We start from the raw sequence: 16,178 nt of genomic DNA on the forward strand, positions 1-16,178 counted from the left end.
TGGCGTCTTGATCAACGACGAATGTTCTGACGGATCTGCGCCTTCATGAACAGGCGGGTCACACCGTCATCCATGTTCGCGATCATTTCCTCAAACATCCGGTACGCTTCTTCCTGGTATTCGACCAGCGGGTTCATCTGCCCATACCCGCGCAGGCCGACACTTTGCCGCAACTGATCCAGCGTATCAATGTGTTCAGTCCACAGGCTATCCACGACCCGCAGGATGACGACCTTCTCAAACTCAAGCATCTGCGCCGGATCGCCCAGCTGGTGCAGTTTGCTGGTGTAGTTATCCTCAGCCAGCTTCTCCAGCGTCTTGATGATCTCTTCGCTGGAGCGCTTTTGCAGGTCACTCTTCTTGAACTCCTCGTCCGTGACCATGTTCGTGGTCACGTAGTCGTAGATCTGATCGAGCTCCCAGTCCTTCTTTTCACCCTGGGTGTGAGCGTGAACAACGCGGCTGATGCACCGGTCGATCATCGCCATCAGCACCGCCTTCAGGCTTGTGTCCTCGTTGATGATTTGTTGCCGCTGCTTGTAGATGACCTCACGTTGTTCACGCATCACATCATCGTACTGCAGGGTGTTCTTCCGCGTGTCGTAGTTGTTCCCTTCGACCCGCTTCTGGGCGGATTCAACGGACCGGGAGATCATGCGACTGCGGATCACTTGCTCATCATCGTCCAGCTTGAAGCGATCGAGCATCTGCTTGATCCGCTCGGAACCGAACCGCTTCATCAGATCGTCTTCCAGCGACAGGTAGAACTGAGTTGCCCCAGGATCCCCTTGCCGGCCAGAACGGCCACGCAGCTGGTTATCGATCCGGCGGCTTTCGTGCCGCTCCGTCCCGATGACCGCAAGGCCGCCGACCGCGGTCACGCCAGGGCCGAGTTTGATATCGGTCCCCCGCCCGGCCATGTTCGTCGCGATCGTGACCGCACCGCGCTGGCCCGCGTTCATGATGATCTCCGCTTCCTTGGCGTGGTTCTTCGCGTTCAGTACGCTGTGCGGAATGCCCTCTTCGTCGAGCAGCTGGGAAAGCCGCTCGGACGATTCGATTGCCACGGTGCCGACCAGGATCGGTTGGCCCTTTTCGTGACGTTCCTTGATGTCACGCGTGACCGCCTTGAACTTCGCATCCAGGGTCGGGTACAGGATATCAGGAGAGTCCACCCGGATGACCGGCTTATTCGTCGGGATCGAGATGACTTCCATGTTGTAGATTTCGCGGAATTCTTCCTCTTCGGTCTTCGCCGTCCCGGTCATGCCGGCCAGCTTGTTGTACATCCGGAAGAAGTTCTGGTAGGTGATCGTCGCCATGGTGGCATTTTCGTCCTGGATCTCGACGCCTTCCTTGGCCTCGATCGCCTGGTGCAGCCCGTCTGAGAACCGGCGGCCTTCCATGGCGCGGCCGGTGAACTGATCAACGATCAGCACTTCACCCTCCTGCACCATGTAGTCAATGTCCTTGAGCATGATGAAGTTAGCCCGCAGCGCTTGATCCAAATGGTGGGTCAAGGCGGTGTTCTCGGTGTCGTACAAGTTCTTCAAGCCGAAAATCTTCTCCGCCTTGCGGATCCCGTTTTCGGTCAGCGCCACGGTCTTGGTCGGCCAGTCGATCTTGTAGTCGTCCTCCTCCTTCAGCGTCTTCACGAACCGGTCAGCCCGAATGTACAGGCCGGTCGACTTCTCTGCGCCCCCGGAAATGATCAACGGCGTCCGCGCCTCGTCGATCAGGATCGAGTCGACTTCATCGACGATCGCGTAGTTCAGCGGGCGCTGCACCATCTGCTGCTTGTAGACCACCATGTTGTCGCGCAGGTAATCAAACCCCAGCTCGCTGTTCGTCGAGTAGGTGATGTCCGCATTGTAGGCGGCCTGCTTTTCTTCGGACGATAGGTCGTGGGTGTTCAGCCCCACGGTCAGTCCCAGCCAGTTATACAGTTCACCCATTTCGGTCGCGTCACGGCCGGACAGGTATTCGTTAACGGTGACCACGTGAACGCCCTTGCCCGCCAGCGCGTTCAAATAAACGGGCATGGTCGCAGTCAGGGTTTTCCCTTCACCGGTCTTCATTTCGGCGATGTTCCCTTCATGCAGGGTAATGCCGCCAATGATCTGCACCCGAAACGGGAACAGGCCCAAAACACGCTTGGCGCCTTCACGGGCGACCGCAAACGCTTCGGGTAAAATGTCATCAAGTGTTTCGCCCTTTTCAAGCCGGGCTTTGAATTCTGGGGTTTTTGCTTGAAGTGCTTCGTCGCTTAGCGCAGCGTATTCGTCCTCGTAGGCCATCACCTGATCGGCAATTTTGCCGAGCCGGTTGACCTCACGCTTATCGCTTTCGACCCAAGATTTTAAGACGTTTGCCATTCAGTGATCCTCTCCTGTCATCCAACTTTGCATACTTCTGACAGTATCTAAGTCATTTTATCATTCTTGTCTGGTCTTTACACGCCCGACACGAAAAAACCGCAGATCAACCGATCTGCGGCGCGCGCTTTTTCGCTTATTCGTCGGTCTCGATCAAGCCGTAGCGGCCGTCGCGACGCTTGTACACGATGCTGGTGCCATTCGTATCAGCATCCTCAAAAATGAAGAAGTTATGCCCGAGCATATCCATCTGCAAGATGGCTTCCTGTGAATCCATCGGCTTGAGGGACACGCGCTTGGTGCGAACGACCGCCAAGTCATCCTCACCCTCGTCGGTGTTGGTTGGCGCCGGCGTGCCCTCAGGGGCGACATCGATCGGGGCAAATCCCTTCTCGCGTGACTTGCGGTTGATCTTGGTCTTGTACTTGCGAACCTGGCGCTCAAGCTTGTCGGTCACCAGATCGACGCTGGCGTACAGGTCGGGACTGGTTTCCTCCGCCCGCAGGGTCAAGTAGGACAATGGGATGGTCACTTCGACCTTGGCGGTTTTATCCTGATAAACCTTCAGGTTGACATGCGCGATCGCCTCAACTGAACTTTCAAAGAACTTGTTCAGCTTGCTAATGCGCTTCTCAACATAACTGCGAATGGCATCAGTGACTTCGATGTTTTCGCCACGAACGTTATATGTGAGCATAAAACTTCTCCCCTTTCATCCGTGCAACTAATTGCACGCAGGTGATCGAACTTTATAAAGCCCTTTCACCCTTCGTCTTTATTATATCGAACTGAAAGCGGTGAAACAAATATTTATCGGATCAACGACCGACTCGTGATCTCTCCGGCGTATCCCGCAGCCCGCAGCGCGGCCTGCGCATGGTACAGCGTGCGCCCGGTCGTATACAGATCATCAAGCAAAATGACCCGCGGCGGCGGATGCACCGGAAGTTGCGCCGTGAAGCTCTGCGCGGTCAGCAGCCGCTCCGCCCGCGTCTTTTGCGCCTGGGGCACCGCCGTGTCGGCCTTGACCAGCCAAAAGGATAGCTTCAGGTGGCCAAACAGGCCGACCACCGGATCAAAGCCGCGCCGGGCATAGTGGGCCGGTTCGCTGGGCAGCGGCACCAGCGCTGCGCCGCGGGCCGATAGCTGCAGCACTGAGGCAAAGGCCCCGTGCAGCCGGTAGTCGCCCAGCCCCTTGTACTGCTGAATGAAGGCCTTCATTGCCGCCGTGTAGCGAAAATAGGCGCGGTGGTGAAGCAATACTTGGCCGCTGCTTTCCCACCTTTGACAGTCCGCGCACAAGGCGGGCGAATCAGCCCGGCCACACCCCGGGCAAGCAGTGCGGGGAGCGATCGGCGTGAACCGCGCCAGACAGCGGGCGCACAGCTGCGGCGGCGTGAGCGGGCGCCAGGTCAGCAGGCCGGCCAGCGGCGGATCCGTGCGCAGCGGCTGGCCGCACCACAGGCAGGTCATGACCCCACCGCGTTCAGCGCGTGGATCTGGTGCCGCGCGCTGAGCATCGCCTTGGTGATGTGGCGCGCCACGAACCACACCGGGTCGTTCGGACTGGCCTGACTGCGGCCAGCGCGCCCGGCCATTTGGATCAGGCCGCTGGCGCTGAACTGCCGATCATCCGCCGCCAGCACAAGGACGCTGCACCGCGGGATGGTGACCCCGCGCTCTAAGATCGTGGTCGTGATCAAAACGTCAAACTCCCCGGCCCGAAACGCCTGCACCGTGGCCACCCGGGCCGGATCTTCCGCGTGCGCCGTTTGCACCCGCAGGCCCTGCGTGTTCAGCGCGGCGGCAAGCGGCGCCAGCCAGTCGATGCGCGGCACAAACAGCAGGCACTGCCGGCCTTGGACGGCCGCCTGCAGCAGCCGGCTGAGCTTGGGCGAAAGCCGCTTGGGCACCTGCTTCAGAGGCAAGACGACCAGGGTGGGCAGCGGCAGAGCAAACCCGTGAAAGCGCCGGGTCAGGTAACTCACCCCGATTTGATGGCGCCTGACCGCGCGCTGCAAGGCCTTGGGCGGAGTCGCACTTAAGTACACCGTCGGCCCCCGGTTCGCCTGAGCGACGGCGGCCGCCAGCATGGGCGTCTGGCTGTAGGGAAACGCATCGACCTCATCCACAATGATCAGGTCAAAGTGCCGGTAATACCGCAGCAGTTGGTGGGTGGTGGCAACCGTCAAGGCGGCCGGCTGCGCTGGCCACTCGGCGCCGCCGTACAACACCGCCACCGGGGTGCCTTCAAAGGCCGCCTGCAGCCGCGGGGCAAGCTCCAGGACCACATCGATGCGCGGCGTCGCCACTGCGACCCGCTTGCGATTGCCCAGCTCATGGGCGATGAGGGGAAACAGCATTTCCGTCTTGCCGGCACCGGTCACCGCCCACAGCAGATGGTCGCGGCCCGCAGTCACCGAGGCGATCGCCGCTGCTGCCGCAGCCGCCTGCGGGCCCGTCAAGGTGCCTGACCAGGTCAGGGTACCGCCTTCGCTGGGCCCGCTGGGAAAGCGGTACAGCTTCGTGCGACTGGTGACCCGGCCCATTGTGAGGCACGCGCTGCAGTACTGCCGCCCGTCCGGCAGGGCCACCAGCGACCGCTGCTGACAGCGCTGGCAGCGCCCATTTTCAATGCCGGCGACACAGGCTGCCTGTGCTAAACTAGACGCAACGATGCCGACCTTTTGCACTTCTTCATCCGTCAGTTGCATTCCGGTTGGGATCATGACTATCACCTCAAAGGAGATTACGCCATGGCAGCGGAATATTTCACGCTCACCCAGGCCGGTCAGGCCGAGGAGATCATTAAAAAATCGCGCTTTGTCTGCGCCGTGGCGCCGATCCGCAGCGAAGATGAGGCGCAGGCCTTCATCGCCCGCATCCGGGCCGCGCACCCCAAGGCCACCCACCACGTCCCCGTGTATATGCTCGGCGACGATGACCACATTCAGCGCGCCAATGACGACGGCGAGCCCAGCGGCACCGCCGGCGTGCCCATGCTGCGCACCCTGCAGGAAATGGGCCTCCATGATGTGGCGGCGGTCACGACCCGCTATTTTGGCGGGATCAAGCTCGGCGCCGGCGGCCTCATTCGGGCCTACGCGGGCAGTGTCACGGCGGCCGTCCAGGCCGCCGGGATCAGCCGGCGCGTCGCCATGCGGCAGATGACACTCACCGTGCCGTATCCTCAGCTGGACCGCCTGACGCACTGGCTGGAAGGCCACCACATCACCATTAGCGCCAGCGATTACCAGGCGGTCGTGGCGCTGACCATTGCCGTCCCGGAAACCGAGGCTGACCCCGTCGCGGCAGGGATCACGGAGCTGACGGCCGGCCAGGTGACGCCCACCCGCGGACCACTGACGCCGCTCCTCGTACCGCAGGCCAGGTAAGGCAAGGAGGCGCCCAGGATTGGGTCATTGATGCCGCAAAAAAGCGATTTGGACCTGCGCCTGCGCGCAGATTCAAATCGCTTTTCGCTTAGTCCTGATCTTCGGTTGGCGCCTTGCCCGCTTGCGGATTGATGATCTCCGTTTGCGTCTGGATCGGACTGCCCTTGACCGCATCTACGGCCTTGAGGCGCAGCGCCTTGGCGTTCATGATCTGATGCTTGGAGAATGCCACCGTCCGCGGCACGCTGATGAACAGCGGCACGGTTTCCTCGACGACGTTGGCAAATTCAAGCCCGTACCAGTTTGCCGGGCTGGTCGTGACGTTTTGCAGCCACAGCCGCCCACCGATCAGCCGGCGCTGCCAGCCCGGAATGTTCTCCGTGGTCATGAGGTTCTGCGCCTGCTCGCGGATGATGACGAACTTGAAGTCGCCAACCGTCCGGTTCTTCACCGTCGTGTACTTTGGCGTCTGCGGATCGATGACCTTGGCGCTGAGCAAATCGTTGATGATCTTCCGGATGTAGACGTTCACGTGCTGCGACATCCGAAAACCTAGGTAGATCTGGACCGAGATCACGTTGCGCGTGTGCATCATGTCCACGGTGTAGCGCATTTCCACCGGCTTGTCGGTCTCGTTCACCGTCACGAACCAGTACACCTTGGCGCGCTTCGGCCGCTTGTCCAGGATCGAGTAAAGCGTGGAGCGCTTGAGCCGGTACCCCGGCTTGACCTTGGTCATGTAGACCAAGTTCGTGGTGTACGTCGGAATAGTGTCGTCGGCCGACAGCTCAGTCAGCTGATCGAGGTAATCCGTCAGCACCACGTACTCACTTTCGTCCTGGTAGTGCTCGCGGACTTTGTTGCCAAAGTACCACACGACCATCATGGTCAAAATGAGCAGCATGATGACCAAGGTGATGTACCCACCGTGGAGGAACTTGACCATGCTGGCCACCAGGAAGATGGTCTCGATCAACCCGAAGAAGCCAGCGACCAGCCCCGCGTACAGGCGCCGAATGTGGAGCGAAAGGAATTCGAACAGCAGCACCGTGGTCATCAGCATGGTCACCGTGATGGCCAGACCGTACGCGGCCTCCATTGCTTTGGAGGTGCGGAAGAACCAGACAACGCTTAAGGTGACCAGGCACAGGAACCAGTTGACGAACGCAATGTAGATCTGGCTGCGCTCGGTGGACGGGTGCTTGATCGCCATCCGCGGCAGGAACTTGAGGCCGACCGCTTCGTGCACCAGCGTGTACGAGCCCGTGATCAAGGCCTGCGACGCAATGATCGCCGCCATAGTGGCCAACACGATCGCAAACGGCCGCAGCCCGCTGCCCAGCATCTCATAGAAGGGATTGATCGTGGTGAGGTTTGCGAAGTCCGGGCTTTGGTAATTAGCGATCAGCCAAGCGCCCTGGCCGAAGTAGTTCAACATCAAACAGGCGTAAACAAATGGCCACGTCGCATAAATGTTGGCCTTGCCGACGTGCCCCATGTCCGAGTACAGCGCCTCCGCCCCGGTGGTGGCCAGGAAGATACTACCCAGCAGGAAGATGCCGACCTTATTTTCTGGGGAAAAGAGGATCTGCACCGCATAGACCGGATTCAGGGCCTTCAGGATCTCCAAGTGCCCAGTCATGTGCGTCAGCCCCGCCACGCCTAAAAACAGGAACCACAGCAGCATGATCGGCCCAAAGGCATTGCCCAGTTTGGCCGTGCCGAAGCGCTGGATCATGAACAGAGTCAACAAAACAACGGTCGTGATCACAAGCACCACCAGCTGCGAATTGCTGAACACGAACGCGCCGAACCGCTGATTCTTCAGCCCTTCAAGCGCGGTGGTGACCGTGACGGCCGGGGTCAGCGTGCCATCGGCGAGTAAGGCGGCACCACCGATCAGGGCGGGGATCGCCAGCCACGCGGCGCGCCTGCGCACCAGCGCGTACAGGGCGAAGATGCCCCCTTCACCATTGTTATCCGCCCGCATGGCCAGCACGACGTATTTGATCGTCGTGAGGATCATGAGCGTCCAAAAGATCAGCGAAACTGACCCAATAATGTAATTCGGCGTGAGCGCGCCCACTGAGCCGGCATCAGCGATCACCGCGTTCATAACGTACAGCGGGGACGTCCCGATGTCGCCGTACACGATGCCTAAAGTGATCAGCATGCCGATCAGCGACGCTTTTTTCTTCCGTGTCATTATTCTCTCCTTACGAGCGCTGAATAACCAGGCCCCAAGTGACTGTATGAAATGATAGCCCATTGCGGCGCCCAGCGTCAACTAACGCCGGTCAAAGCAAAAGCCGGCGCGCCAAAATTGCCCTAGTCGCGGCCCCGCATCGCTCAGACACGCAAACGTCCCGCCACCGCGATTCAAAGAACGAATCGCGATGGCGGGACGCCTACGTTTTGAGCTAAAACCCATTTGCGCCTCAGCCTCATTGGCCAGCGCTTATTTCGCGTACTCCACGGTCCGCTTTTCGCGGATCACGGTCACCTTGATGTGACCGGGGTACTCCAGTTCTTTTTCAATCCGCTTGCGGATCTCCCGGGCCAGCACCACCGACTGCTCGTCGGACAGCTGATCTGGCTGGACAATGACCCGCACCTCGCGCCCGGCCTGGATCGCAAATGAGTGATCCACTCCGGCAAACGAGTTGGCGATCGCCTCCAGCTTCTCCAACCGGTGCAAATAGTTCTCCAGGGACTCAGAGCGCGCCCCTGGGCGAGCAGCGGAAATCGCATCCGCCGCCGCCACGAGAACGGCGATGACCGACGTTGGCGCCACATCGCCATGGTGCGACGCGATCGTGTTGATCACGACCTCTGGTTCCTTATACTTGGTGGCCAGCTCCACGCCAATTTCGACGTGGGAGCCGCCAACTTCGCGGTCCTGGGCCTTCCCAATATCATGCAGTAATCCTGCGCGTCTCGCTAAGTTAACATTTTCACCGAGTTCCGCCGCCATGATCCCGGCAAGCTTGGCGACTTGGATCGAGTGATCCAAGACGTTTTGCCCATAGCTTGTCCGGAAGTGCAAGCGACCCAAAATCTTGATCAAATCGGGGTGCATGTTGTGAATGCCAACATCAAAAATGGCTTGTTCCCCAACCTCGCGGATACGCTCGTCCATTTCCTTGCGCGCCTTATCGACCATCTCTTCGATGCGCGCCGGATGGATCCGCCCGTCCTGAATCAGTTTCTCAAGCGCCATTCGCGCAATCTCCCGCCGGATCGGATCAAAGCCCGAAAGCACAACGGCTTCCGGGGTATCGTCGATGATGAGATCGATCCCGGTGAGGGTTTCCAGTGTTCGAATGTTGCGACCTTCGCGGCCGATAATGCGCCCCTTCATGTCGTCGTTCGGCAGCGTGACGGTGGTGACCGTCGTTTCGGCCACCACGTCGGAGGCACTGCGTTGAATGGCATCAGCAATGAGCGACTTGGCCGTCCGGTCAGCCGTCTCCTTTGCCTCATCTTCACTTTCCTTGATCAATAAGGCGCGTTCATGCGCCAAGTCAGCTTTGGTTTCAGTCAGGATCTGGTCTTTCGCCTGCTCCTTGGTCAGGCTGGCGATCCGCTCCAGCTCCTGGTGCTGTTTGGTAATGGTGGCGGTAATGTCTTCTTTTTGGGCATCCAATTGTTGCTGGCGGGCGTTCAAGTCCTGCTCGCGCTCCGTCAGACTCTTTTCCTTCTGGTCAAGCGTATCATCGCGCCGATCCAGGGCCTCTTCGCGCTGCAACACGCGATGTTCCGACTGCTGGACTTCACTGCGCCGATCCTTGAGTTCGGCTTCCACCTGAGTCTGGTACTGGTGGGCCTTTTCCCGGGCCGAGACTAATTTCTCTTTTTTAAGCGTCTCGGCTTCTTTCTTTGCGTTCTCAACGATCCCGGCGGCACTGTCGCGGGCTTGATCCAAAGCATGCTCATGACTCCGTTTCTGAAGCCAATTGCCGATCAACAATCCGAGCACTAAAGCGATGACGGCGAGGATCACTGAGAGCAAAATACCTGAGCTCATCTTTTCACCTCCGCATCATCAAATGGTTTCACGATGCTATTATTATTTACAATTTGACACAATGCTGATTGTAGCGAATGCGGTGACAAGTGTCAACTTGTCCCGCGGGCGGAAGCCCTACGCAAAAGCGGGTTTGCCGCTTGGGCAGACCCGCTTTTGCAAAACTTTTAGGCGTTAAATGTCGTGTGCGCTGAACGGCCCTGAAGCAGCCGCAGGAGGGCAAATAATCCCGCTTTCACGGCCCGGCCGCGAACGGCCTGCCGGTTGCCCGGGAAATGATACAGGCTCGCCGACACGCCTTCACGCGTCGCCAGGCCGATCCACACCGTCCCGGCGGCAACGCCCTCGTTGGGCCCCGGCCCCGCCACCCCGGTGAAGCTGATCGCCACGTCGGCGCCGGCCTTGGCGCGGGCGCCTTGCGCCATTTGGCTGGCGGTATACTCGCTCACCGCGCCCGCCGCGTTGACCTTGCCCAGATCAAGGCCCAAAAAGGACGCCTTGGTTGCGTTGGCATAGGTCACAAAACCGCCCTTGAACCACTCGGAAACCCCCGGCACAGCGGCCAGGGCGGCCTGAAAGCTGCCGGCAGTCAGACTTTCGGCGGCAGTCACCTGGAGGCGGCGACTGGCCAGTGCCGCCACCACCGCTTTGGCCAAGCTGTTATCGTCGCCGTACCCGTAAAAGTACGCCCCGAGTCGCTGCTGCACGTTGGCCTCCAGCGGGTCCAGCAGCGCGTTGGCCTCAGCCGGCGTGGCCGCCTTGGCAGTCAGGCGCAGCGTGACCTCGTAAGGCTTGATGTACGTCGCCAGCGTGGGGTTGGTCTGCGCTTCGATCAAGTCCTTCAGCTCATCGACCAGCTGGGACTCCCCGATGCCAAAGAAGCGCAGCACCCGTGAAACCATCACCTGGCCGCGGCCCAGTTGAGCAAGCAGCGCCGGCACCAGTGCGTCTAAGACCATGGGCTCGAACTCGCGCGGCGGGCCGGGCAGCAGCACATAGGTCTTGCTGCCGACCGTCAGCAACGCGCCGACCGCCAGTCCCACCGCATTAGGCAGGACCTTCGCCCCGGCTGGATACATCGCCTGCAGCCGGTTATTGGCCGTCATGGGATGGTGCTGCTGCGCCGCGTAGGCCTGCAGCTTCGCCATCGCCGGTGCATCTTCGGTCAGCGCGCGCCCCAGGTGGGCAGCCAGCGTCTGCTTAGACAGGTCATCAGGCGTGGGCCCCAGCCCGCCCAGGACGAAAATGAGGTCGGCGCGGCTTTCCGCGAGCGCAATTGCCGCGTCCAGCCTTGCCTGGTTATCCCCAACGACCTGCTGGTTGAGGCTGTCGATCCCGAGGTCACTGAGCTGCCGGGCCAAAAACGCCCCGTTCGTGTTCGTGATCTGACCCAGCAGCATCTCGGTCCCCACTGCAATCAATTCTGCCTTCATGCTGTGCTTCCTTTCTGCCCTGCGAGACAATAAAACCCGCAGTAGACTGCGGGTCACCGGTCACTTGCCGAACGAATCGGCGAAGACCTGACGATTTTTGTAGAAATACTCGGCGCCTGAGTAAATGGTGAAGACCACCGCGAGGTAGAACAAACTCTCACCCAGCGGAAACTTCATGCCAAGATTGTTCAAGAAGAGGAAGACGATCGCCAGATCCTGGGTCACCGTCTTGATCTTGCCGGGCCAGGCCGCGGCCAAGACCTCTCCTTCGTTGGACAAAAGCAGGCGCAGGCCGGTCACGGCGAGCTCCCGCCAGAGGATCACAGCGGTGCCCCAAGCCGGGATGATCCCCGCCGCGGTTAGGAAGATAAAGGCCGTCATGACCAGGAGCTTATCGGCCAGGGGATCGGCGAACTTACCGAAGTTGGTGACCAAGTGCCGGGCCCGGGCGATCTTACCATCTGCTAAATCGGTGAGCGAAGCGCCAATGAAAATGATCACAGCGACCAGGTAGGACCACGAAAGCGTGCCGCTGCCAAGCGCAAAACTGCCAGCTGGCCAGTTCAGGACCAGCAAAACCGTGAAGACCGGAATCAGGATCATTCGCAGCATCGTTAACTTATTCGGTAAATTCACGCTTAGTCCCCGCTCTCTGAATTACTGCTTGCAGTAGCCGTAAAGGTGACCGTCCGCACGACACTGGTCGTGGTCGTCCCTAAATCGACTTGCTTGCCGTTAATGGCAATCGTGGTCTGCGGCATGTTGCCGGAATTGACGGCAAAGCTCGTGACGCCGTCCGGCAAATCAACCGTGTGGTCACTGCCCGCCTGAACCGTGCCCTGCCAGGTCACCGCGTTATTGACGTACACGGCGATCCAAGCGGCGGCATCGCCCGCCGTCAGCTTCAACTTATTGCCGCTGGCCGGCAGGTTGGAAACCGTCGCGGACTGCCGGGTCGTCGACACATCGGTCACACTGATCTTAGGCTCAGCAGCCTTCTTACTCTTCTTGGTCTTTTTGCTGCTGCTCTTCTTAGCAGTGCTGCTTGACGTGCTCTGCTTACTGCTGGACTGGGCCTTCTTGCTGCTCGAGGCCTTCTTGGTGCTGGAGACCGACACGTTGTCGGTGGTCGGGATCGTCTCTTTGGGCTGGTTGATCGAATTGCGCCACATCACGAGGTAAACCCCCACGATGATCAGGATAGCGGCGGCCGCAATGGCGATGGGCCAGGCGTGCTGCCGCAGCTTATTGACCGGCGAGTTGACACTGGAGCGCTCGCTGCGGGTCCGGTTTTCCACCGACTGCTCCACGTATTCCTGGGGCTGGGTGTCAGGGATATCCTGCTGAAATTGTGTGAGCAGCGCGTCAGCGTCAAGGCCAACGGTCTCCGCGTACTGTTTGATGAAAGCCCGCACGTAGAAATCGCCCGGGAGCGCATCAAAATTACCCTCTTCGATCGCGATCAAATAACGCTTTTGGATCTTCGTGATCTGCTGAAGGTCATCTAGGGTATAGCCCTTTTCAATCCGGGCGGTGCGCAGTTTTTGCCCAATTTCATCCATTTGTTTTCTTCACCCGCTAGTTTATTATTGACTGTTTTCAGTATAGCATGAAAAAACTTCTACATGAATTAAGAAATAGTTGCGTTGCTAACGCAGCCAACCGCCTGTCACGTATAGCGTCTGGCCGGTCAAATAGGCGGCTTCCGGCGCGCACAACGCGGCGACGTAGTAACTGATATCCTGCGGCTGGGCAAAGCGCCCGGCCGGGATCGTGGCCCGCACGTCCGCCAGTGCCGCCGCGCCGAATGACGCGTTCATCTTGGTGGCAACAGCCCCTGGGGCAACCACGTTGACGGTGATGTTCAGGCTGGCGACTTCTTGGGCGTAGGCCCGCACAAAGGCCGACTGCGCCCCCTTGACGGTGCTGTAGCCCACCTCCATGGCAGAGCCCGCCCCGCCGTAAACCGAGCCAATGAACACGATGCGCCCATGGCCGGAGGCAGCCAGCTTGGACTGCAGTTTGGTCAAGAGCACCATCGGCGTCAGCAGGTGCACTTTCATAAGCGTGCTGAGCTCAGCTGGTGTCGTCTGTGCAAACAGGTGGTAGTATGTCATCCCCGCCGCAAAAATGACGGCATCAACGCTGAACAATTGCGCCGTCAACTGCTCGCTGTGGTCCTCGTCTGTCAGATCGTACTGCACTGGCAGAAAGTCCTGCTTGGGATAGCGCTTGGCCAGCTCCTCGGCCAGCGTCAACACCGGCTGCTGATGCCGATAGTAGTGCAGGTAGAGCGACCAGCCCGAAGCCGCCAGCCGCTTGGCACAGGCGCCGCCGATATCTCCGCTGGCACCCATGATCAACGCAAAACTCATGCTTTCGCCTCCGGTCTGACGTGGAAGACGGATAAGGCATCCGCGTCGAAGAACTCCGCGGCGGCCGCCTGGACATCCGCCAACGTCAGCCCCTTCAGCAGATCAACCAGGGCAAACGCGTTCACCGGGGTAAAGCTCTGGGCGGAAAGCTGGCCGGCCGTTTGCTCAAGCGAATTCAGCGACATGTAGTACTTGCCGAGCGCCGCCTGCTTGATCCGGTCAAATCTCGCCTGCGTCAAGCTCGGCTGGTCGGCGCCGCGCGCGATCACCGCCGCCACCGCGTCGGACAGTGCGGAAGGATCATCCGCATCCCCGCTGAAGGTGGCGTAGTTGAAGGTGCGACTGGCCGTGTAATCGGCCGCAAACGAGTCATCGACTAGGCCATCATCGTACCACTGCTGATAAAGCGGCGAGGAATCTCCGAAGACCATCTCCAGCAGGACCTCGATCGCCAGCTTGACCGTCGTGCCTGCCGGGCCTTCCTCCAAGTCGCGCTGACCCTTCAGCCCCACGGCGCTCTTGGGCCGGATCACCGGTAAATCAGCGGCGCGGTAGGGCAAGATCTCGGCCAGATCACCGTCAAAGCCCACCCCGCGCACGATCGGCGTGGCCGGGGCAAAGGTTTTGGCCGCCTGGTTCGCCGCGACCTGGGCTAAGATGGCCGCCGGATCAAAGTTGCCGACCATGGTGAGCGTCATGTTGCTTGGTTGGTAAAACGTCCGGTAGGCCTGATAAAGCAGCTCCGGGGTGATCTTGCCGATCGACGCCACCGTGCCGGTCACGTCCCGCGCCACCGGGTGGTTCGGGTACAGATTGCCCACGATCCCGTAATACAGCAACCACGACGGGTCGTCTTGGTACATCTGGATCTCCTGGCCGATAATGCCTTTTTCCTTGGCGACGGTCTGCGTCGAAAAATAAGGATCCTGGACGAAATCAAGCAGCGTTGTCAGGTTCTGCGCCAGCTGGGTGGACGTGGAGAAGAGGTACGCCGTGCTGGTGGTGCTGGTGAAGGCGTTCGCCGACGCGCCGGTCTGGCCGAACAGCGCGAAGGCATCGTGGTCTTCTTTTTCAAAAAGCTTGTGCTCCAAAAAATGCGCGATGCCTTCCGGGTCGTCGACCATCTCCTGTTTGCCAGCCGGTTGGTAGCGCACGTCAATACCGCCGTAGTTGACCGCAAACATGGCGTACGTCTGATGGTACGCCGGCCGCGGCACCAGCAGCAAGCGCAGGCCATTATCCAGCGTCGCCTCGTGCAGGGTCTCGCCGACTGCCGGGTAATCTGTTTGTGTGCTGACCTTGACCATCAACGCGCCTCCTGTTCATTCAAAAAGTAAACCGCCTGCAACTTCAGGGCCTGGGCCGCGTTCATGACTTCCTGCTTGGTGACGGCCGTGATCGCCGCCGCAAAGGCCGCATAGCCCGGCTGATGGGCCGCCGCCAAGGCATGCAGAAACTCCTGGCGGGCCAAAAACCGCGGTGAATCGTAGGCCGCCTGGCGGGCATTGAGCAGCCCCTCCTTGATTTGCGCAAGGAGCGCATCACTGAAGGCGCCGCCGGCCACCTTGGCCAGCTGGGCCTCGATCAGTGTCTGCACCCGCGCGCGGCTGGCGCCATCGATCCCGGTTTGGACCACCAAGTACTGCCGGAACGGATCAAAGTTAGAATTCGCGTAGTAGGCCAGGCTGGCCTTCTCCCGCACGTTAGTGAACAGGAGCGACAGCGGCGAGCCGCCGAACAACTCGTTCATCACGATGTTGGCGAAGTGCTCACGCCCGTACAGTGTGCTGGGCGCCAAGTAGGCTAAATTGAGCTTAGCCTGATTGACATGGGCAAACGCGGTCTGCTCGCGCAGCGCGGCGGCCGGCGGCCGGTACGAAAGCGCCAGCGGCACGGCAGGCCGCTGGGCAAACCCGAGCTGCTGGGCCAGCGGTTCGACCTGCTCGTCAGTCACGTTGCCCAGCACCACGATCTCGATTTGATCGCGAGCGATCATGGCCTGATAGGTCGCCTTAAGGGTCCCCAAGGTGACTTGCGCGAGCTGATCAACGGTGCCAAAGCTCGGAGTCGCCTGGTCGGCGTTGCCTTCAAAGTACAGGCGCTGCGTCGCCAAATTGGCCTGCAGTTGGCGGTCCTCGTCAAGGCTCGCCAAGTAGTCCTCGAGGTTCTTCTGCTCCCGGGTAAAGACGCTTTGGCTAAAGTCGCCTTCAGGCAGGAGGGGATTCAGCAACACCTCTCGCAGCAGCGCAAACCCCTGCTCAAGCAGCGGCGCCTGGGCAAGCTGATCGGCAACGAGGTTCAACGTCGCCGTCACCCGGTGCGTGCTGCCGTCCTTTGCGACCCCAATGCCAAAGCTGGCCCCAAACAGGGCCTCAAGCGCTGCAGACAGCGCGGCTTGGGTGGGATACCGCGCAGAGCTGGTTTCCAGCACCGACGTCAGCAGCGTGCGCGCCGCAAACGTCTCGGCGTGCGCCGGGGCAATAAAGTGCACCGCGATCCGCGTCGTCTTGAACTGTGCCGTTGACAGGACATTCAAATACACACCAGTGGTTAATTGAATTCGCATAGATACT

Annotated in this window: 13 protein-coding genes; 1 reads left to right on the forward strand and 12 read right to left on the reverse strand. The window is 60.0% G+C overall.

Annotated features, from left to right (window positions below):
- Window positions 1-11 precede the first annotated feature (11 nt).
- The 4 genes from secA to EKM85_RS03105 all read right to left on the reverse strand — a co-directional run bounded on the left by secA (window position 12) and on the right by EKM85_RS03105 (window position 5,104).
- Entirely contained in the window at window positions 12-2,375 is a 2,364-nt protein-coding gene (gene secA, locus EKM85_RS03090; RefSeq protein ID WP_125584808.1) for a preprotein translocase subunit SecA, read from the reverse strand.
- Window positions 2,376-2,511: 136 nt separating this feature from the next.
- The gene (gene hpf / locus EKM85_RS03095) at window positions 2,512-3,072 is read right to left on the reverse strand and encodes a ribosome hibernation-promoting factor, HPF/YfiA family (RefSeq protein ID WP_125584809.1); all 561 of its coding nucleotides are present in this window, start codon (window positions 3,070-3,072) and stop codon (window positions 2,512-2,514) included.
- A gap of 113 nt (window positions 3,073-3,185) precedes the next feature.
- Window positions 3,186-3,848, reverse strand: a complete 663-nt coding sequence (locus tag EKM85_RS03100) for a ComF family protein (RefSeq protein ID WP_225418923.1) — start codon at window positions 3,846-3,848, stop codon at window positions 3,186-3,188.
- Window positions 3,845-5,104: a helicase-related protein gene (locus tag EKM85_RS03105; protein ID WP_125584810.1), complete on the reverse strand. Its 1,260-nt coding sequence runs from the start codon at window positions 5,102-5,104 to the stop codon at window positions 3,845-3,847. The genes EKM85_RS03100 and EKM85_RS03105 overlap by 4 nt, the downstream gene beginning before the upstream one ends.
- 27 nt (window positions 5,105-5,131) lie before the next feature.
- Between EKM85_RS03105 and EKM85_RS03110 the strand changes: the two genes are divergently transcribed.
- Window positions 5,132-5,770, forward strand: a complete 639-nt coding sequence (locus EKM85_RS03110) for a YigZ family protein (protein ID WP_125584811.1) — start codon at window positions 5,132-5,134, stop codon at window positions 5,768-5,770.
- 88 nt (window positions 5,771-5,858) lie between these two features.
- Here EKM85_RS03110 and EKM85_RS03115 read toward each other — a convergent pair whose 3' ends face one another.
- The 8 genes from EKM85_RS03115 to yfmF all read right to left on the reverse strand — a co-directional run bounded on the left by EKM85_RS03115 (window position 5,859) and on the right by yfmF (window position 16,171).
- On the reverse strand, window positions 5,859-7,976 hold the full coding sequence (locus EKM85_RS03115) for a KUP/HAK/KT family potassium transporter (protein ID WP_125584812.1): 2,118 nt from the start codon (window positions 7,974-7,976) through the stop codon (window positions 5,859-5,861).
- A gap of 252 nt (window positions 7,977-8,228) precedes the next feature.
- Window positions 8,229-9,797 carry a ribonuclease Y gene (gene rny / locus EKM85_RS03120; RefSeq protein ID WP_125584813.1) on the reverse strand — a complete coding sequence of 523 codons (1,569 nt, stop codon included), beginning with the start codon at window positions 9,795-9,797 and terminating at the stop codon, window positions 8,229-8,231.
- Between the two features lie 167 nt (window positions 9,798-9,964).
- Entirely contained in the window at window positions 9,965-11,230 is a 1,266-nt protein-coding gene (locus EKM85_RS03125) for a competence/damage-inducible protein A (protein WP_125584814.1), read from the reverse strand.
- 60 nt (window positions 11,231-11,290) lie between these two features.
- The gene (gene pgsA / locus EKM85_RS03130) at window positions 11,291-11,866 is read right to left on the reverse strand and encodes a CDP-diacylglycerol--glycerol-3-phosphate 3-phosphatidyltransferase (RefSeq protein WP_125584815.1); all 576 of its coding nucleotides are present in this window, start codon (window positions 11,864-11,866) and stop codon (window positions 11,291-11,293) included.
- A 2-nt stretch (window positions 11,867-11,868) separates the two neighbouring features.
- Complete coding sequence (locus tag EKM85_RS03135) at window positions 11,869-12,792, reverse strand: helix-turn-helix domain-containing protein (protein WP_125584816.1); 924 nt, start codon at window positions 12,790-12,792, stop codon at window positions 11,869-11,871.
- Between the two features lie 87 nt (window positions 12,793-12,879).
- Window positions 12,880-13,605 (reverse strand): elongation factor P 5-aminopentanone reductase, encoded by a 726-nt coding sequence (gene ymfI / locus EKM85_RS03140; protein ID WP_125584817.1) that lies wholly within the window; start codon window positions 13,603-13,605, stop codon window positions 12,880-12,882.
- On the reverse strand, window positions 13,602-14,912 hold the full coding sequence (yfmH, locus tag EKM85_RS03145) for an EF-P 5-aminopentanol modification-associated protein YfmH (protein WP_125584818.1): 1,311 nt from the start codon (window positions 14,910-14,912) through the stop codon (window positions 13,602-13,604). The genes ymfI and yfmH overlap by 4 nt, the downstream gene beginning before the upstream one ends.
- The gene (gene yfmF / locus EKM85_RS03150; RefSeq protein WP_125584819.1) at window positions 14,912-16,171 is read right to left on the reverse strand and encodes an EF-P 5-aminopentanol modification-associated protein YfmF; all 1,260 of its coding nucleotides are present in this window, start codon (window positions 16,169-16,171) and stop codon (window positions 14,912-14,914) included. Before yfmF ends, yfmH begins: the two co-directional genes overlap by 1 nt.
- Between the last annotated feature and the right edge of the window lie 7 nt (window positions 16,172-16,178).

The organism is Lacticaseibacillus jixianensis (assembly GCF_003946485.1).
Classification (GTDB): Bacteria; Bacillota; Bacilli; order Lactobacillales; family Lactobacillaceae; genus Lacticaseibacillus; species Lacticaseibacillus jixianensis.

What these genes read in the sequence shown, in the direction of transcription:
- hpf (WP_125584809.1), bottom strand. Translation starts at nt 3,072, where the DNA reads ATGCTCACATATAACGTTCGTGGCGAAAACATCGAAGTCACTGATGCC.
- yfmH (WP_125584818.1), bottom strand. Translation starts at nt 14,912, where the DNA reads ATGGTCAAGGTCAGCACACAAACAGATTACCCGGCAGTCGGCGAGACC.
- EKM85_RS03100 (WP_225418923.1), bottom strand. Translation starts at nt 3,848, where the DNA reads ATGACCTGCCTGTGGTGCGGCCAGCCGCTGCGCACGGATCCGCCGCTG.
- EKM85_RS03115 (WP_125584812.1), bottom strand. Translation starts at nt 7,976, where the DNA reads ATGACACGGAAGAAAAAAGCGTCGCTGATCGGCATGCTGATCACTTTA.
- yfmF (WP_125584819.1), bottom strand. Translation starts at nt 16,171, where the DNA reads ATGCGAATTCAATTAACCACTGGTGTGTATTTGAATGTCCTGTCAACG.
- EKM85_RS03125 (WP_125584814.1), bottom strand. Translation starts at nt 11,230, where the DNA reads ATGAAGGCAGAATTGATTGCAGTGGGGACCGAGATGCTGCTGGGTCAG.
- EKM85_RS03105 (WP_125584810.1), bottom strand. Translation starts at nt 5,104, where the DNA reads ATGATCCCAACCGGAATGCAACTGACGGATGAAGAAGTGCAAAAGGTC.
- rny (WP_125584813.1), bottom strand. Translation starts at nt 9,797, where the DNA reads ATGAGCTCAGGTATTTTGCTCTCAGTGATCCTCGCCGTCATCGCTTTA.
- secA (WP_125584808.1), bottom strand. Translation starts at nt 2,375, where the DNA reads ATGGCAAACGTCTTAAAATCTTGGGTCGAAAGCGATAAGCGTGAGGTC.
- EKM85_RS03110 (WP_125584811.1), top strand. Translation starts at nt 5,132, where the DNA reads ATGGCAGCGGAATATTTCACGCTCACCCAGGCCGGTCAGGCCGAGGAG.
- EKM85_RS03135 (WP_125584816.1), bottom strand. Translation starts at nt 12,792, where the DNA reads ATGGATGAAATTGGGCAAAAACTGCGCACCGCCCGGATTGAAAAGGGC.
- ymfI (WP_125584817.1), bottom strand. Translation starts at nt 13,605, where the DNA reads ATGAGTTTTGCGTTGATCATGGGTGCCAGCGGAGATATCGGCGGCGCC.